Origin of the sequence: Micromonospora echinospora (assembly GCF_900091495.1) — a bacterium.
GTDB classification, from domain to species: Bacteria; Actinomycetota; Actinomycetes; order Mycobacteriales; family Micromonosporaceae; genus Micromonospora; species Micromonospora echinospora.
In genome coordinates, this window is record NZ_LT607413.1 from 1,617,791 (window position 1) to 1,632,432 (window position 14,642).

20 protein-coding genes and 1 riboswitch are annotated in these 14,642 nt (G+C 72.6%); of the genes, 13 read left to right on the plus strand and 7 right to left on the minus strand.

Features of this window, described 5'->3' with window-relative positions:
* Positions 1–201: 201 nt before the first annotated feature.
* A complete protein-coding gene (locus GA0070618_RS07200) occupies positions 202–393 on the minus strand; it encodes a DUF397 domain-containing protein (protein ID WP_088980950.1) in 192 nt (63 codons plus the stop codon).
* Positions 384–1,187, minus strand: a complete 804-nt coding sequence (locus GA0070618_RS07205) for a helix-turn-helix domain-containing protein (protein ID WP_231931643.1) — start codon at positions 1,185–1,187, stop codon at positions 384–386. Before GA0070618_RS07205 ends, GA0070618_RS07200 begins: the two co-directional genes overlap by 10 nt.
* 169 nt (positions 1,188–1,356) lie before the next feature.
* Here GA0070618_RS07205 and GA0070618_RS07210 point away from each other — a divergent pair, with 169 nt between their 5' ends.
* From GA0070618_RS07210 to GA0070618_RS07230, 5 genes are all read left to right on the plus strand, one after another.
* Positions 1,357–2,046, plus strand: coding sequence for a hypothetical protein (locus GA0070618_RS07210; RefSeq protein WP_143740464.1), 690 nt, complete (start codon positions 1,357–1,359; stop codon positions 2,044–2,046).
* Complete coding sequence (locus GA0070618_RS07215) at positions 2,043–2,300, plus strand: DivIVA domain-containing protein (RefSeq protein WP_088980953.1); 258 nt, start codon at positions 2,043–2,045, stop codon at positions 2,298–2,300. Before GA0070618_RS07210 ends, GA0070618_RS07215 begins: the two co-directional genes overlap by 4 nt.
* A 2-nt stretch (positions 2,301–2,302) precedes the next feature.
* On the plus strand, positions 2,303–2,536 hold the full coding sequence (locus GA0070618_RS07220; RefSeq protein WP_231931644.1) for a hypothetical protein: 234 nt from the start codon (positions 2,303–2,305) through the stop codon (positions 2,534–2,536).
* Between the two features lie 164 nt (positions 2,537–2,700).
* Positions 2,701–4,017: a YibE/F family protein gene (locus tag GA0070618_RS07225; protein WP_088980954.1), complete on the plus strand. Its 1,317-nt coding sequence runs from the start codon at positions 2,701–2,703 to the stop codon at positions 4,015–4,017.
* 165 nt (positions 4,018–4,182) lie between these two features.
* Positions 4,183–4,313, plus strand: a riboswitch (cyclic di-AMP (ydaO/yuaA leader).
* Positions 4,314–4,317: 4 nt separating this feature from the next.
* Positions 4,318–5,328 carry a coiled-coil domain-containing protein gene (locus GA0070618_RS07230; RefSeq protein WP_088980955.1) on the plus strand — a complete coding sequence of 337 codons (1,011 nt, stop codon included), beginning with the start codon at positions 4,318–4,320 and terminating at the stop codon, positions 5,326–5,328.
* Positions 5,329–5,407: 79 nt separating this feature from the next.
* Here the strand turns inward: GA0070618_RS07230 and GA0070618_RS07235 are convergent, their stop codons facing one another.
* On the minus strand, positions 5,408–6,088 hold the full coding sequence (locus GA0070618_RS07235) for a carbonic anhydrase (protein WP_088980956.1): 681 nt from the start codon (positions 6,086–6,088) through the stop codon (positions 5,408–5,410).
* 166 nt (positions 6,089–6,254) lie between these two features.
* Between GA0070618_RS07235 and GA0070618_RS07240 the strand changes: the two genes are divergently transcribed.
* From GA0070618_RS07240 to GA0070618_RS07265, 6 genes are all read left to right on the plus strand, one after another.
* Complete coding sequence (locus tag GA0070618_RS07240; RefSeq protein WP_088980957.1) at positions 6,255–6,608, plus strand: helix-turn-helix transcriptional regulator; 354 nt, start codon at positions 6,255–6,257, stop codon at positions 6,606–6,608.
* Between the two features lie 167 nt (positions 6,609–6,775).
* Positions 6,776–7,153: a hypothetical protein gene (locus GA0070618_RS07245; protein WP_088980958.1), complete on the plus strand. Its 378-nt coding sequence runs from the start codon at positions 6,776–6,778 to the stop codon at positions 7,151–7,153.
* 152 nt (positions 7,154–7,305) lie between these two features.
* Complete coding sequence (locus GA0070618_RS07250; protein WP_088985345.1) at positions 7,306–8,094, plus strand: hypothetical protein; 789 nt, start codon at positions 7,306–7,308, stop codon at positions 8,092–8,094.
* 75 nt (positions 8,095–8,169) lie between these two features.
* Entirely contained in the window at positions 8,170–8,589 is a 420-nt protein-coding gene (locus tag GA0070618_RS07255) for a pyridoxamine 5'-phosphate oxidase family protein (protein ID WP_088980959.1), read from the plus strand.
* 179 nt (positions 8,590–8,768) lie between these two features.
* Complete coding sequence (locus GA0070618_RS07260; RefSeq protein WP_088980960.1) at positions 8,769–9,509, plus strand: C39 family peptidase; 741 nt, start codon at positions 8,769–8,771, stop codon at positions 9,507–9,509.
* A gap of 181 nt (positions 9,510–9,690) precedes the next feature.
* The gene (locus GA0070618_RS07265; protein WP_088980961.1) at positions 9,691–10,296 is read left to right on the plus strand and encodes a hemerythrin domain-containing protein; all 606 of its coding nucleotides are present in this window, start codon (positions 9,691–9,693) and stop codon (positions 10,294–10,296) included.
* A 79-nt stretch (positions 10,297–10,375) separates the two neighbouring features.
* On the opposite strand, the gene GA0070618_RS07270 is transcribed toward GA0070618_RS07265, so the two are convergent.
* The 3 genes from GA0070618_RS07270 to GA0070618_RS07280 form a co-directional block, all read right to left on the minus strand.
* Positions 10,376–10,603: a ferredoxin gene (locus GA0070618_RS07270; RefSeq protein ID WP_088980962.1), complete on the minus strand. Its 228-nt coding sequence runs from the start codon at positions 10,601–10,603 to the stop codon at positions 10,376–10,378.
* A 16-nt stretch (positions 10,604–10,619) separates the two neighbouring features.
* On the minus strand, positions 10,620–11,816 hold the full coding sequence (locus tag GA0070618_RS07275) for a cytochrome P450 (RefSeq protein WP_172900268.1): 1,197 nt from the start codon (positions 11,814–11,816) through the stop codon (positions 10,620–10,622).
* A 143-nt stretch (positions 11,817–11,959) separates the two neighbouring features.
* Positions 11,960–12,142 carry an antitoxin gene (locus GA0070618_RS07280; protein ID WP_088980963.1) on the minus strand — a complete coding sequence of 61 codons (183 nt, stop codon included), beginning with the start codon at positions 12,140–12,142 and terminating at the stop codon, positions 11,960–11,962.
* Positions 12,143–12,297: 155 nt separating this feature from the next.
* Here GA0070618_RS07280 and GA0070618_RS07285 point away from each other — a divergent pair, with 155 nt between their 5' ends.
* Positions 12,298–13,461 carry an AI-2E family transporter gene (locus tag GA0070618_RS07285; RefSeq protein ID WP_231931645.1) on the plus strand — a complete coding sequence of 388 codons (1,164 nt, stop codon included), beginning with the start codon at positions 12,298–12,300 and terminating at the stop codon, positions 13,459–13,461.
* Between the two features lie 71 nt (positions 13,462–13,532).
* Here GA0070618_RS07285 and GA0070618_RS07290 read toward each other — a convergent pair whose 3' ends face one another.
* The gene (locus GA0070618_RS07290) at positions 13,533–14,216 is read right to left on the minus strand and encodes a dienelactone hydrolase family protein (protein WP_143740466.1); all 684 of its coding nucleotides are present in this window, start codon (positions 14,214–14,216) and stop codon (positions 13,533–13,535) included.
* A gap of 228 nt (positions 14,217–14,444) precedes the next feature.
* On the opposite strand from GA0070618_RS07290, the gene GA0070618_RS33930 reads away from it, so the two are divergent.
* A complete protein-coding gene (locus GA0070618_RS33930) occupies positions 14,445–14,621 on the plus strand; it encodes a hypothetical protein (RefSeq protein ID WP_170107924.1) in 177 nt (58 codons plus the stop codon).
* Positions 14,622–14,642: the final 21 nt, after the last annotated feature.

Sequence of the window (14,642 nt, forward strand, 5' to 3'; positions counted from 1 at the left end):
GAAGAAGGTGGCGATCTCGGAGTGACATCGAGCCAGAGCAGCCGACACCCAACTCAAGAGCCGAATCTTGGACAGTTACCGTTCAAATAAGACGGTAACTGTCCAAGATTCGAAGCGCCTCTTCGAGATCGTCAGGAGTCAGACACCGAAAGGGCGTCCGCCCCCACCCCAGGGTCGAACGCCCGATCCGCTGCAAGTCTGTTATCGCTGGCAACCGACCTCAGCGACGAACGCGCGCCAGGACTCGGGGGTGAAGGCGAGCGTGCCGCCCGACCGGTCCTTCGTGTCCCGCACGAGAACCACCCCCGCCAGATTGTCCGCCACCTCGACGCAGGCTCCACCGTTCTGGCCGCTGCGCGTGCTCTTGCGCCAGACAGCGCCACTCAGTTCCATTTCTCAGCCACCCTCTCGATCAACTCGACCGATTGCCTGTGAGGCAACGCCTCGCCCCGGATGGACTCCCACGCCTGCTGCACCCAGATCAGGCTGGACGACTCGTCGACCACCTGCCCCTGAAGCTGACTGTCCAGATAGGCGTATTCGTCCCCTCCTTCGAGGGAGGCCAACACGAACGGGCCGCCCATACCAGCGTACGCCCCGGTAGATGACGGCACGACGTGGATTCGTACGTGCGGAAGCTGGGTGGACAACTCCAGCATCCGACACAACTGCGCATGCATGATCGCGGCATCACCCACCTCTCGTTGCAGCACGTTCTCATCGATAACGGCCACAAACTGCGGTGGCGACTCGCTCGTGAGAACCTCCTGCCGCATGATGCGGGCCGACGTCCGACGCTCGACCTCATCAGAACTCAGGAGGCCACCGCATGCGAACAGCGCACGGGCGTACGCCTCCGTCTGAAGCAGTCCCGGCACGGTGGTCATCTCGTACCACCGTAGGGACAGTGCCTGGCGTTCGATCTCGATCCAGTTCCGGAACCACACCGGAGCGCTCGCGTCACGCACCAGGTCTTCCCAGAGGCTGAGCAGGATCCCGCCGGTCTCCAGGGCTTCGTCCACGGCCTTGAGGTACTCCGGCTTGGGCGGCTTGACGCCGGTCTCGATCGCGCTGACGTGCGTGTTCGAGTAGTGCACCCGTTCACCCAACGCGTCCTGGGTCAGTCCGGCGGCCACCCGCCGCCGACGCAGCTCGCGCAACAGGAACTCGGACGGCGAGATTCCCACACGTTCCTCCACTCTCCTCGGTCCACGTCGCCGTACCCCCACCCAGCCCGAGACGGTCACCCAGGGTCGTCATGACGAAGCGGAGTGTTCGGAATCCTAGGGCGAGGCGGGCACGCTGTACACCCACGGTCACCACGACATCGCCGAAATGCCGAAAGAGGGAGGTCCCGTGCCCCGACACCATTCCGTCCCGCTCGCTCCGCGTCACCGCCGCGACTGGCGTACGGCTTGGCGGCGCTGCGGCTGCGGCTGCGCCTGGCCCTGCCCGGACCGGTACCTGTCGGTGCCGGTCGAGCCGGCCGTCGCGCCGGCACCGCCCACCTACCCGCAGGTCAGCAACGTGCCGGTGGCCAGTGCCGCCTGGGCGGTGTCCGGGGTCGCCGACGAGTTGCGGGAGGCGTACGTCGCGGTCGGCGCGGCCGTCGTCCTGCTGGAACGGGTGCGGGTCGGTGCCGCGAATCCCGCTCTGCGCGCGGCGCAGCGGGGTGCCGATCACGCGCTGGACCTGGCCGACGAGGCGGAGCGGCTGCTCGGCCTGGGCGTAGCGCGCCTGCGAACGGCTTGCGGACGAGGCGCACCCGGCCACGACGTGGCCGTCACGGTGGAGGCGGTCGTCGTCCGGCTCCGTGCGGCGGCGGACCGGATCGACCGGTTCCCGCACCGGATCAGGGTGGCCGGGGAACAGCTCCGGGCCGCCGGGGAGGACGGCCCGACCGTCGAGGCGGCGACCGGGGAGTGGGCACGGGCCGCCGGGCAGCTCGAACTGACCGCCGCCGCTCTGCGGGAGACCGTCGCCGCGCTCGCGGCGCAGTTTCCCGCCGACGCGGCGGACCCGGCAGGGAGAGGTCGACGGCCGTGATCTACCTGACCGGCAAGCGGCTCGGGCCGCACCAGATCCGGAGCGTGGAATTCGACCGGTGCTGGCGCGGACTCGCACCGGACCAGGTCCGCTCCCATCTCGACCGGGTCGCCGGGGAGGTGGAGCGGCTGCACCGGCACATCCGGGCCGTGGAGGCCGACGGCGACCGGATTCGTCAGGCGCTGCGCTGCTGGCAGTCCGAGTACGCCCAGCGCCGGCCGGCGGACTCCGGCCCTCGGCACGGGCGGTGGTGACGGTGAGCCGTTGGGTCCTGCACCTGCCGCTGACGCTGCCCAGCCGGGCGTACGCCGTCGCCCTCGTGGTGGTGCTGCGCGACTCCCTCGGGCACGTGCCGGAACTGGACTTCGGGGAGGCCACGCTCAGCGCGGAGGACGACCAGTCGCGGCGTACCCGGATCTGGTGTGACGCGCGACTGGGCGACGGACGGCGGTGTGTGCTGCCGATCAGGCACGACGGGAGGTGCCGGTGACCGGTGGGCGCATGGACGGGGCAGCTCCACAGCGTGCCGACGAACTCCCCACCGAGCCGCGCGGAACTCGGGCCGGACCGCCGAACAGGCTGCGAGCTGCGACTTCGGAGCCGGCAGAATGGTCCGGCCAGGGCACCCGCCACGCCAGGATCGTTGGGAGAAGCATGGGCCACGACCACAGCCGTCCCACCGCCGCCGCGCCGCCGCGCGTGCGGCGTGTCCTGATCGCGACCGTGGTCCCGCTCTTCCTGGTGACCCTGGTCGCGGCGTTGGTGCTCTGGCCCCGGGACGCCCCGTCGGTCGGCGGCGGCGAGGACGCGGCCCGCTACCACGGCACGGTGACGCGGGTGGTGACCGAGCCCTGCCCGCCCACGCCGGAGGCCCCGGAGGGGACGACGGAGGGGCCGTGCGGCACCGCCACGGTGACCGTCGACACCGGGCCCGACGCCGGGCAGCAGGTCGAGACGGCGCTGCCCGCCGGGCCGGGATCACCCCGGGTGGAGGTCGGCGACGAGATCGTCCTGGTGGTGCTGACCGACCCGGCCGACCCGACGGTCAGCAGCTATTCCATCGCCGCCCACCAGCGGGGGAAGCCGCTGATCTGGCTGGCCCTGGCGTTCGCCGTCGCCATCGTCGCGTTCGGCCGCTGGCGCGGCCTGGCCGCGCTCGGCGGGCTGGCGGCCAGCTTCGCCATCCTGCTCACCTTCGTGCTGCCCGGTATCGGCGCCGGAGAGTCGCCGCTGCCGGTGGCGGTCACCGGCGCCGCGTTGATCATGTTCGTGGTGCTGTACCTCACCCACGGGGTCACCGCGCAGACCTCCGTCGCGGTCCTCGGCACCCTGGCCAGCCTGGTGCTCACCGGTCTCCTCGGCAGCCTGGCGACCGCGTTCACCCACCTCACCGGGTACGGCTCCGAGGACGCCACCACGCTGTCGATGTTCCAGGCCGACGTCGACCTGCACGGGCTGCTCCTGGCCGGCATCATCATCGGCTCCCTGGGCGTCCTGGACGACGTCACGGTCACCCAGGCCGCCACGGTGACCGAGCTGGCCCGCGCCAACCCCGACCTCACCCGGCTCCAGCTCTACCGCGCGGCCACCCGGGTCGGCCGGGCGCACATCGCCTCGACGGTCAACACGATCGTGCTCGCGTACGCGGGCGCGTCGCTGCCCCTGCTGCTGTTGCTGACCGCCGACACGCGCGGGATCAGCGAGATCGTGACCAGCGAGTTCCTCGCCCAGGAGATCGTCCGCAGCATCGTCGCGACGCTCGGGTTGATCGCCGCCGTGCCGATCACCACCGGCCTGGCCGCCCTGGTGACCACCGCCGGCCGGGGCGGCACGCCGAGCCGCCGCCCGCCCCGGCCCGCCGGTGGACGGGACGACGCCCTCGCCGCCCTCAGCGGTCCCCGTGCCGCCACCGGGGCCACCGATTCCGCCGCCGGGCCGGGCCGCCCAGGGAACACGGATCCGGCATGGTAGAACTCCACAGAGTGACCGCCAATCGTATGATCTTGACAAATGTGACAGGAGTGACGGAAAGCAATAGGGAAATAACGCTTTTGGTCGGGATCCGGGCGTAGAACCCCACGCCCACTGTCAGGTAACCTCGCTGCCGGTTACCGCCGAAGGCGCGCACCGGCGCCAGCGGGGCCACCGCCTAATCGCCCACCGGCGAACCGGGGAACCAGGTTCATGGGGTGCATCCGCGTCAGCGGTAGGGGCCACTTCCGCCCCGAACCCGTCAGCTAACCCGGTCGGCGGTCGACGGAAGGGAACACTGTGACGGCACCCCTGCGCCGCTGGCTGAAACCTGTCGTGGCCGTGCTCGCCGCCTTCGCCGTGGCCGCCGTGCCCGCGCCGGCCATGGCGGAACCATCGAGCCCGTCCGGGCACGAAGGAGAGCAGCCGAAGCTCCTCAACGAGGTGATCGAGGAGACGAACCGCAGCTACACCCAGGCACAGGCGAAGCTGAAAGCCTCGAAGGACCGCCAGCTCAAGCTCCTGATGGAGGTCGACCGGACCCGGAACGAGCTGAAGGCGCTCACCCCGCAGGTGGCGACGATCGCCGTGCGGTCCTACATGACCGGCCGGGTCGGCCCCGCCTCCATGCTGCTGGACGCCAACACCCCCGACTCGTTCGTCAAGCGGGCCGGCGCGCTGGACGAGATGAACATGGTCAACAGCAAGAAGGTCGCCGCGGTCACCGCCGCCAAGAACCAGGCGGAACTGGCCAAGAAGGCGCTCGACGCCGAGGTCATGGAGGAGCAGAAGCAGGCCGACATCCTGAAGAAGCGCAAGCGCGAGGCGGAGAAGTCCCTCGCCCTGGTCGGCGGCATCGGGTTGACCGGTGGCCTGGTGGACGCCACCTCCCCGATCGCCCGGCCGGGTCCCGGCCGGGACAGCAACGGCAACTGGCGTCCGCTGGGCTGCACCGAGGACGACCCGACCACCGGCGGCTGCATCACCCCGCGCACCCTGCACATGTACAAGGAGGTCAAGCGGGCCGGCTTCGACATGTTCGTCGGTTGTTACCGTCCCGGCGGGCCGTACGAGCATCCGAAGGGGCGGGCCTGCGACTGGTCGCTCCAGAAGCGTGGCTTCAGCCGGTGGGACACCACGGCCGAACGGATGTACGGCAACAACCTGACCGCGTTCCTGGTCCGTAACGCCGACGTGCTCGGCATCTACTACGTGATCTGGAACAAGCAGATCTGGTTCCCGGCGAGCGGCTGGAGTTCGTACAGCGGTCCCTCGGACCACACAGACCACGTACACGTCTCCATGCTCTGACCCACCGCGCCGATTCGGGCCCCGCCTCCGTTCGACCGGAGGCGGGGCCCATTCGCGTGACCGGCCGGAGCCGGGCGGGTCAGGGGCAGGCCGAGGAGGCGGCCGGACCGGCGGCGAGAGCGACATCCTCGGTGGCGGGAATGGAGCGGACCACCCGCACCTCGCCGGCGGCCAGCCGGTACGACATGCCGACCACCGCGCACCGCCCCTCCCGCACCGCCCGGTTGAGCGTCACCGAGCGCTCCAGCAGCACCTCGACGGTGTGGTCGATGTGCATGTCGACGATCCCGTCGATGTCGTCGACGCCCTGCCGGGCGGCCTGGCGGAGGCTGGGCACCACCGCCCCCACGACCGCCCCCAGGTAACCGGGGGGCGTCGTCCCGGCGCCGTCGGCCTCCCGGGCGGCCTGCACCGCTCCGCAGGAGTCGTGGCCGAGGACGACCACCAGCGGCGTCTCCAGGACGCTCACCGCGTACTCGATGCTGCCGAGCACCTCGGTGCCGACGATGTGCCCGGCGGTCCGGACGACGAAGAGGTCACCGAGGCCCCGGTCGAAGATGATCTCGGCGGCCAGCCGGGAGTCGGAGCAGCCGAGCACGACCGCGAAGGGGTGCTGCCCGTCGGCGACGGCAGCCCGGTGCCCGGCATCCTGGTTGGGGTGCAGCGGGTTGCCGGTGACGAAGCGCCGGTTGCCCGACTGCAACTCGACCAGCGCCTGTGCGGGACTCGCCGGAGGCTGCTGTCCACCAGGAACGGCCATGACTCAATCCACCCCTTCTCCGGACCGGGACCGCACGCCCGACGCGGCTGACACGGCCAGCCACCACGGTCACACGGAGCGCAAACTACGTCAAGGGATACGTGATCTGCGTTTCAGGTGTTGACAGCGGAGGGCGCGACGCCGAATGCGAAGGGAAGGTCATAACATGACGGTCATGGCGACGACGCAGCGTGAGAACGGGAGCCAGCGGAACTGGACCTTCCTCACGAACCACGCACACGTACTGCTCGCCATCGCCCGTAACCCCACCGCCCGGCTGCGCGACGTCGCCGACGAGGTGGGCGTGACCGAACGGGCCGCGCAGGCGATCGTGGCCGACCTGGAGGCCGGGGGCTACCTCCAACGCACCCGGGTCGGTCGGCGCAACGAGTACACCGTGAACCCGGCCGGGCGCTTCCGGCACCCCGCCGAGGCGTACCAGCACGTGGGTGCCCTGCTCGCGCTCTTCACCGAACCGGGCGACACCGGTCCGGCCGCCGCCGGCCCGCTGCCCTCCTGACCCGGTCCGTCGCCCCTGGACGGTCCACACCGGATTGACGAACGCGACGCGGAGCCACGCGTCGGCGGCGGCGCGACCAGGGACGATGCGACGGGGGCGACCGGTGGATCCGGTCACACCACGGTCTCCGACGGGCAACCGGACGGATCGGGCGTTAGGTTGGAACGGTGCAGCCGCCCGCCTTCGTCCGCCCGATCGGGCCGACGATGCTGCGCGCCCTGCGTGTGCTGACCCGCCTGGCGCTGACCGCCCTGGTCCTGACGCTGGCCTTCGGCGGGACCACCGCCGCCCCGGCCGAGGCATCGTTCCCGGCCTCGCCCCAGCTCCGGCCGGTCCCGGTCGTCGGCTTCCCGCAACCGGCCGCCCGGCCGGTCGTGGCACCGCTGCCGCCCCGGCCCGCCGACGAGCACGCCGACGCCCCAGCAGCGCCGGCCCGTCCCGCCGGCGACCCGGGCACCACCACCACGGTCACCGTTCCGCTGCCGCCGCCGGCCACCGACCCCGGACAGGGTTCCGTCGGCCGACGCGGCCCGCCCCGGGTCTGACCGACCGTCCACGAGCGACCGTCCGGACGATCCCGGGCCGGTCGACGTCCGCCGTGGGCGGGGAATCCCCGCCGCGCTCGCGCGCCCCCGTGCCCGCCTGGACCGGGCACCCCGTTGAGCCCTTCCCGTCCTCCCCTCACGAGGTGCTGGTGATGCAGACCGTCCTCTCCTCCGTCCTGCTCGACGTACCCCGGGCCGCCGTCATCTGGCTGGCTCTCCTCGGCGTCATCGTGGCCGCCGTCGCCACCCTGCTCGCCCGCCCGGACCGGTTCCGCGTGGGCCGCCGCATCCGCCAGGCCGTGCTCCCCACCGAGTTGGAGGTGGCCCGGGAGCGACAGGACCTCGACCGGTACGCAGAGGAGGTGGCGGTCGCCGCCGAGCGCGCCGCGGTGGCCGCCGAGCGTCGGCGGGCCGAGTGGCTCGCCGCCCAGGAGGCGGTGGAGGCCGCCTGGCAGGCGTACCAGGACGTCGAGGCGGACCTGCGCCGCCTGGACGCCGCCGCGGCCCTGCCCCTGCCGCACACCCCGCAGACCCCGGCCGAGTACGCCGACCGGGAGCGTTACCTGCACCGGGCCGCGCTGGCCGCGTACTGGCGTCAGGAGCTGTCCGAGGAACAGCTCAGCGACGTCTTCGCGCACCGCAACGGATGGGATCCCCGGCTGCACCCGGTCGAGCAGGAACTGGTGCTGCGCCGGGCCGTCCGGGACCACCTGCTCGCCCGGCACCGGGCTGCCGCCGAGCGGGAGCGGGCGGCGTGGCACGACGCGGAGCTGACCGCCGCGTCCGCCCGCAGTCTGCGCGACGAGGCGTTCGCGGCCGTCGGACGGGAGCCCGAGACCTCCGACGTGCTCCCCCTGCTGTCCGGCACGGAGCAGCCGACGCCGGCCGGGAACCGCCCGGGTCGCCCGGAGTTCCGGCAGGGACGCGCCGCCGTCGCCTGACCAGCGAAACCGGACATCCGCCCGCACCCGGGACGGCCGTGCCATGATCGCAGTGGCCGGCAGACAGGGGACGACATGCGCCAGCGGACCGGGGGCGGACACCAGCTCGACCCGCACGACGAACGGGTCGCCGCGTTCTTCCGGGAACGGCACGTCGCGACGCTGACGACGCTGCGTCCGGACGGCACCCCGCACGTCGTGCCGGTGGGGGTGACCTTCGACCCGGCGGCCGGACTGGCCCGGGTGATCACCTCGGGGACGTCCCACAAGGCCCACCACGTCGCCGCTGCCGGACCGGAGGGGACACCGGTGGCGGTGTGCCAGGTCGACGGCCGGCGCTGGCTCACCATCGAGGGCCGGGCCGTGGTCCGGACCGACGCCCCGGCGGTCGCCGAGGCCGAACGCCGCTACACCGAGCGGTACCGCCCGCCCCGGGCCAATCCCGCCCGCGTGGTCATCGAGATCACCGTCACCCGGCTCCTCGGGACCCTCTGACCCCGCAGGCCGCGAACTCCCGGCCGCGCAGGGGCGGAATGGCCGGCGGGGACCGGTCGTTGACACCTCGGTACGCCCCGGCAGGGGCGACTTCCTGTACAGCCGAAACCCTGAATCGGTGCAGGTGTCCGCGCGTCCACCCCGTGGCGCGGACGTCGATCCCCCGAAGGAGCTTCGACATGAACTGGATGCTGCGCAAGAGCCTGCTGTCGGTCGCCGGGCTGGCCCTCACCGGCGGCGCGATCGCCGGACCGGCCGTGGCCGCCCACGCCACGCCCCCGAAGGCGGATCGTTTCCCGACCTCGTCGCCCCGGGCCGACCAGGGTGACCGGGACCGGCACGACCGGAGTGACGGCCGGGGCGACCGGAGCGACCGGGACCGCCGGGACGACCGGGACCGCGGCCGGGACGACCGCCGCCGTGAGCGTGCGGTCGGCATCGAGTACCAGGCCCAGCCGAACTTCTACTACTGCGGGCCGGCCGCGACCCGGATCGCCCTGAGCGCCGCCGGCAAGCACCTCAGCCAGGACGACCTGGCCAGGAAGCTCGGCACCACCGAGGCCGGCACCAACTCGGCCGAGGACGTCACCCGGGTGCTCAACGAGCTGACCGGCGGCGGCTACCGGACCACCGAGATCCGGGAGTCGGCGGCCAGCCCGGAGCAGGTCGAACGGCTGCGCGCCGACGTGGTCGACGCGCTGGAGGCCGGGGACCCGGTGGTGGCGAACATCAAGGGCAGCACGGTCGACACCGACGGTCGGGCGCACTCGTTCCCGGGTGGGCACTACCTGACCGTGGTGGCCTACCGGGACGGCGGCGACGTCGTCCGGATCGCCGACCCGGCCGACCCGGTCGGCGAGTACTGGATGACCACCGAGCGGCTCGCCCACTGGATCGCCGAGCGCGGATACAGCTCCTGACCAGCGGCTCACCACACTGACCGCCGGAACGCCGGGGCCGGTCTCCCTGCCGGGAGGCCGGCCCCGCGTCGTGCCCGCCCCGGCGGCACCGCGATCCCACGGAACGTCGCGGATTGGTCGACGGAACGCAGGGTACGGAAGGGAGCATCCGCAACGATTCGCACGGGTAGGGGGCAACGACATGACCAACCCAGAGGCCATGGCGGGACGGGACGTCATCGACGTCCTGACCGCCGACCACCGCGAGGTCGAGGCGCTCTTCGTCGAGCTGGAGAGCCGACAGGGCGCCCCGGAGCACCGCCGGCAGCTCGTCGACGTGGTGATCGCCGAACTGGTCCGGCACAGCGTCGCCGAGGAGGCGTACGTCTACCCGGCTGCCCGCAAGGCGCTCCCCGACGGTGACCGGATCGCCGACCACGAGATCTCCGAGCACGCCGACGCCGAACGCACGATGAAGGACCTGGAGTCGGTGGACCCGTCCGACCCGCGTTTCGACCAGCTCCTCACCCACCTGACCAGCACGATCCGGCACCACGTGCAGGACGAGGAGACCGACCTGTTCCCCCGGCTGCGGGCCGCGTGCGCGCACGAGGAACTGGTGGAGCTCGCCGACAAGGTGACGGCGGCGAAGCGGATCGCACCGACCCGGCCGCACCCGGCCGCGCCGGACCGCCCGCCCGCCAACAAGCTGCTCGCCCCGGGCGCAGGGCTGGTCGACCGGATGCGGGACGCGCTCAGCGGCCGTCCCACCAGCATGGCGGAGCTACGGGAGAAGCAGCGCCACTGACCGGTCCTGATCGCGGCACCCCCGCGGGCGGCACGGCCCGTGGAGGTGCCGCAATCACGTCGGCACGGGACGCCAGGTTTCAGAGTTCCGGGGCGATCCGGCGGTCGCTGCTCGCGTCGGAGATCCGGATGGCCTCCATCGGGCAGGACTCGGCCGCGTCGATCACCGGGTCCGCCGGCTCGATCAGTTCCTTCCGGGGGCAGGACAGGCCGTCGACGAGGACGAAGTGGTCCGGCGCCGCACCCGTGCAGATGCCGGATCCGATGCACCGGGTGGGGTCGACGCTCACCCGCCACGACGAGGTCACCAGGGTCTCCTTTCGCTCACCAGCTCACCGGCAGACTGGTCAGGCCGCGTACCAGCAGACCGGTCTTCCAGGTCAGTTCCGGTTCGGGCACGGCGAGCCGCAGACCGGGCGTCCGTTCCACCAGGGTCTCCAGGACGACCTGGAGTTCCATCCGGGCCAACTGCGCGCCGACGCAGTGGTGCACCCCGTGTCCGAACGCGACATGCGGGTTGACCGGGCGGGCCAGGTCGATCTGGTCCGCGTCGGTGAAGACTTGCTCGTCCCGGTTGGCCGAGTGGATCGAGACGACCACCGGCTCGCCGGCCCGGACCAGCACCCCGCCGACCTCGACGTCCTCGGTGGCGTAGCGGGGGAAGGCGGCGGTCGCGCCGAGCGGGACGAACCGCATCAGCTCCTCGACGGCGCTCGGCACCAGACCCGGCTCGGCGCACAGCCGCGCCCACTGCTCCGGGTTGGTCAACAGCACGTAGACCAGGTTGGGGATCTGGTTCACCGTGGTCTCGTGCCCGGCGGCGAGCAGGCCGGCGGCGAGCCTCACCAGCTCGTCCTCGCTGAGCCGGTCCCCGTCGGAGTCGCGCATGCGCACCATCGCGCCGATCAGGTCGTCGGTGGGGGTCGTCCGGCGCTGCTCGACCAGCCCCGCCATGTACCCGAGCAGGTTGTCGACGTACTCCCGGGCCCGTTCCGGGCTGAGCGCGGTGGTCGAGACGATCGCCTCGGACCAGGTGTGGAACCGGTCCTGGTCGGCGAACGGCACACCGAGCAGGTCGCAGATGACCCGGATCGGCAGCGGCGTCGCCAGGTGGGCCACCAGGTCGGCGGGAGCGCCCGCGGCGAGCATGCCGTCGACCAGTTCCCCGGCGACCCGGCGGGTGCCCGGCCGGAGCTGCTCGACGCGGCGGGCGGTGAACGCCTTCGCCACCACCCGCCGTAGTCGCGTGTGCTCCGGCGGGTCCATCCCGAGGATGCCGGACTCCCGCTGCTCCGGCACGTTGCGCGGCTCGTCCCGCCCGGCGGAGGCGGCCCGGCTGAACCGGGGGTCGCCGAGGACCATGCGGACGTCGGCGTGCCGGGTGGCCAGCCAGGCCGGCTCGCCGTACGGCAACTGGACGCGGACGAGCGGCTCGTCGCGGCGGAGTTCGGCGTATCGGGGATCGAGGTTGAGCCGGTCGGGTGGGCTGAACGGGTACGGGTGCGCGATCGTGTCGGTCACCGGATGACGTCCTCTCGTCGGCCTCCCGCGCGAGCGCGGTTGCACGTCCGCGACACACGACTCGACGACGAGTCATGGTCTGACTGCGGATAGTAGCGAGAGTGGTCGATCCTGACCAGAGCCCCCCGGCGTGGCCCGAGCCGTCAGCGCCCCTGGTCGCCCTCACCGGTACGCTTCTGGGCCTGGTCCACGCCCCGGTCGATCTGCTCGTCGTACTTGCCGCCGGTGCGCTGGTCGACCATGTCGCCGCCCTTCTCCAGCCCCTGGTCGACCTGCTTGTCGTGCTTGTCGGCGAAGTCCTTGGCCTTGTCCATGAAGTCGCTCACGGTGCTCCCCTCCCTCTGTCGGTCCTTCTCCGCCTTCCCCGGGGCCGGAGGGGCAAACGGAGCACATCGGTCCGGCCCCGGCCACGTCCGGCGCTCCGCGGGTGTCGCAGGCGGGATGGACGGGTACCTCCGGGCGGGAATCGAGGAGGGCCGAAGTGATCGACGACGAGGGACAGACCCCGGACCGCCCGGTGCCGGGCGGACTGCGGGGAACGTGGGACCGGCTGCCCTGGCTGGTCCGGTCGGTGGTCATGTGGAGCGCCTGCCTGGTGGTGCTGGTCGCCGCCCTCTACCTGCTCGGCCGGATCGCGGTGCTGCTCGCCCCGCTGGCGATCGCGCTCGCCGTGACCCTCTTCCTCACCGCGCTGCTCGACCCGGTGACCCGGCTGCTGCGCCGGCTGCGGCTGCCCGGGACCCTCGCCGCGCTGCTCACCGTGCTCCTGCTGCTCGGCGTGCTCTTCGGCACCGTCGCGCTGGTCTGGAGCCTGACCGCCGGACAGTTCAGGGACCTGACGGACGAACTCGACCAGGGCGTCCAGCGGACCCGGGACTTCGTCACCTCGACGCTGCCGGTCAGCGAGAGCCAACTCGACCGGCTGACCGAGCAGGCCCGCAGCGGCATCGACCGCAGCTCACCGGATCCGGTCTCCGGCGCGCGTACCGCCGCCGAGGTGGCCGGGTCGGTGCTGCTCTCCCTCGTCCTGCTCTTCTTCCTGCTCAAGGACGGCCGGGCGATGTGGCACTGGGTGGTGCGGCGGGTCTCCGAGCGGAACCGGGCGGTGGCCGCCGCAGCCGGACGGGCCGGTTGGCGCACCCTCGGGGCGTACAGCCGGGGAACGATGATGATCGCCCTGATCGACGCGGTCGGCATCGGGCTGGCCCTGGTTCTGCTCGGCGTGCCGATGGCCTTCCCGCTGGCGTTGATCACCTTCATCGGCGCGTTCGTCCCGATCATCGGGGCGACCGTGGCCGGCGCGGTCGCGGTCCTGGTGGCGCTCGCCGCGAACGGCCCCGGCACGGCCCTGCTGGTGCTCGCCGCCGTGATCGCCGTCCAGCAGGCCGAGGGCAACCTGCTGGAACCCCTGATCATGAAACGTCAGGTCCGGCTGCATCCGGCGGTGATCCTGGTGGCGGTGACCGCCGGCACGCTGGTCGCCGGGATCGCCGGGGCTTTCGTGTCGGTGCCGATCACCGCCGTCACCTACCGTGTGGTCGACACCATCCAGCGGCACCGCCAGCAGGCCGTCCGCCAGGAGGCTCTCCACCTGCCGGACGGCGTCGAACCCGGGCCCGGACCGGTCCCGCCCGCCCCCGCCTGACCCGCTGGCAGCCCGTCCGGCCGGAGGTCCGGCACCCCGGTAAGGACGGCAGGGCGAGCTGGTGGCAGGGCTCAGCGCAGGTGGGTGGTGAACCAGGTGCCAGCGTGGTCGGCGACCGCCTCCAGGGTGCCCGGCTCCTCGAAGAGGTGCGTCGCGCCGGGCACCACCCGCAGCTCGCCCACCCCGTCGAGTGTGGAGAGGGCCGACTCGTTCAGCGCCAGCACCTGTTCGTCCCGGCCGCCGACCAGAAGCAGGCTCGGTGCGCGTACCCGGGACAGGGCGGCACCGGCCAGGTCGGGGCGTCCGCCCCGGGAGACCACCGCCCGGACGAGGTCCGGCCGCTCCGCCGCCGCGACCAGCGCCCCGGCCGCCCCCGTGCTCGCTCCGAACAGGCCGATCGGCAGCCGCCCCAGCGCGGGCTCGGCGGCCAGCCAGTCGACGATGCCCACCAGCCGCCCGGCGAGCAGGTCGATGTCGAAGCGGAGTTCGGCGGTCCGCTCGTCCACCCGCTCCTCCTCCGGGGTCAGCAGGTCCACCAGGACGGTGGCGAGCGCCCGGTCGTTGAGCGTGTCCGCCACGGCCACGTTGCGCGGACTGCGCCGGGAGGAACCGCTGCCGTGCGCGAACAGCACCACCCCGACCGGTTCGGCGGGCACGAACAGGTCTGCGGTGAGTGCGGCCCCCGAGGGTGCGCCGGTCACCCGGGCGGGTCCGTTCGCGACGGGTATCGCCGTCTCGGTGGTGCGTACGTCCATGGTCCGACCTCCGCAACCGCCGGCCCCTGCGCCGGCTCCGCGTGCGTTACCCGGCTCCGCCGCCGGCACGCCCGTCACCTAGCCACGAGGTACGACCCACGACGGGTCGGCTGGCCCGGCTGCGGCGGGTTTGCCGGTGCACCGCCCGGGTAGCCGTGGGCGACCGGCGGGCGACGTCCGCCACGAGACGGCCGGCACACGGCCGCCACCAGACGGGGGAGGACCGGCATGGGCCAGCAGCAGAAGTCCCGCAAGGAGCGCACCGACGAGCAGCGGCGTCCGGAGGACGAGGAGCGCGGCCGGGACTGGGCGGACGAGGCGGCCCAGGCGCGTACCGCCGACGACCCGAGGGCGATGGCCCCGCACGACGCGGCCGGCAAGCCGACCACCGGCGGCCACCTCTGACCCCACGCCCCGTGGGGGGCT

Excerpts from the sequence above, each read along its gene's own strand:
- GA0070618_RS07265 (WP_088980961.1), top strand. The coding sequence starts at position 9,691 with ATGACCAACCCAGAGGCCATGGCGGGACGGGACGTCATCGACGTCCTG.
- GA0070618_RS07225 (WP_088980954.1), top strand. The coding sequence starts at position 2,701 with ATGGGCCACGACCACAGCCGTCCCACCGCCGCCGCGCCGCCGCGCGTG.
- GA0070618_RS07200 (WP_088980950.1), bottom strand. The coding sequence starts at position 393 with ATGGAACTGAGTGGCGCTGTCTGGCGCAAGAGCACGCGCAGCGGCCAG.
- GA0070618_RS07255 (WP_088980959.1), top strand. The coding sequence starts at position 8,170 with ATGCGCCAGCGGACCGGGGGCGGACACCAGCTCGACCCGCACGACGAA.
- GA0070618_RS33930 (WP_170107924.1), top strand. The coding sequence starts at position 14,445 with ATGGGCCAGCAGCAGAAGTCCCGCAAGGAGCGCACCGACGAGCAGCGG.
- GA0070618_RS07250 (WP_088985345.1), top strand. The coding sequence starts at position 7,306 with ATGCAGACCGTCCTCTCCTCCGTCCTGCTCGACGTACCCCGGGCCGCC.
- GA0070618_RS07240 (WP_088980957.1), top strand. The coding sequence starts at position 6,255 with ATGACGGTCATGGCGACGACGCAGCGTGAGAACGGGAGCCAGCGGAAC.
- GA0070618_RS07290 (WP_143740466.1), bottom strand. The coding sequence starts at position 14,216 with ATGGACGTACGCACCACCGAGACGGCGATACCCGTCGCGAACGGACCC.
- GA0070618_RS07260 (WP_088980960.1), top strand. The coding sequence starts at position 8,769 with ATGAACTGGATGCTGCGCAAGAGCCTGCTGTCGGTCGCCGGGCTGGCC.
- GA0070618_RS07235 (WP_088980956.1), bottom strand. The coding sequence starts at position 6,088 with ATGGCCGTTCCTGGTGGACAGCAGCCTCCGGCGAGTCCCGCACAGGCG.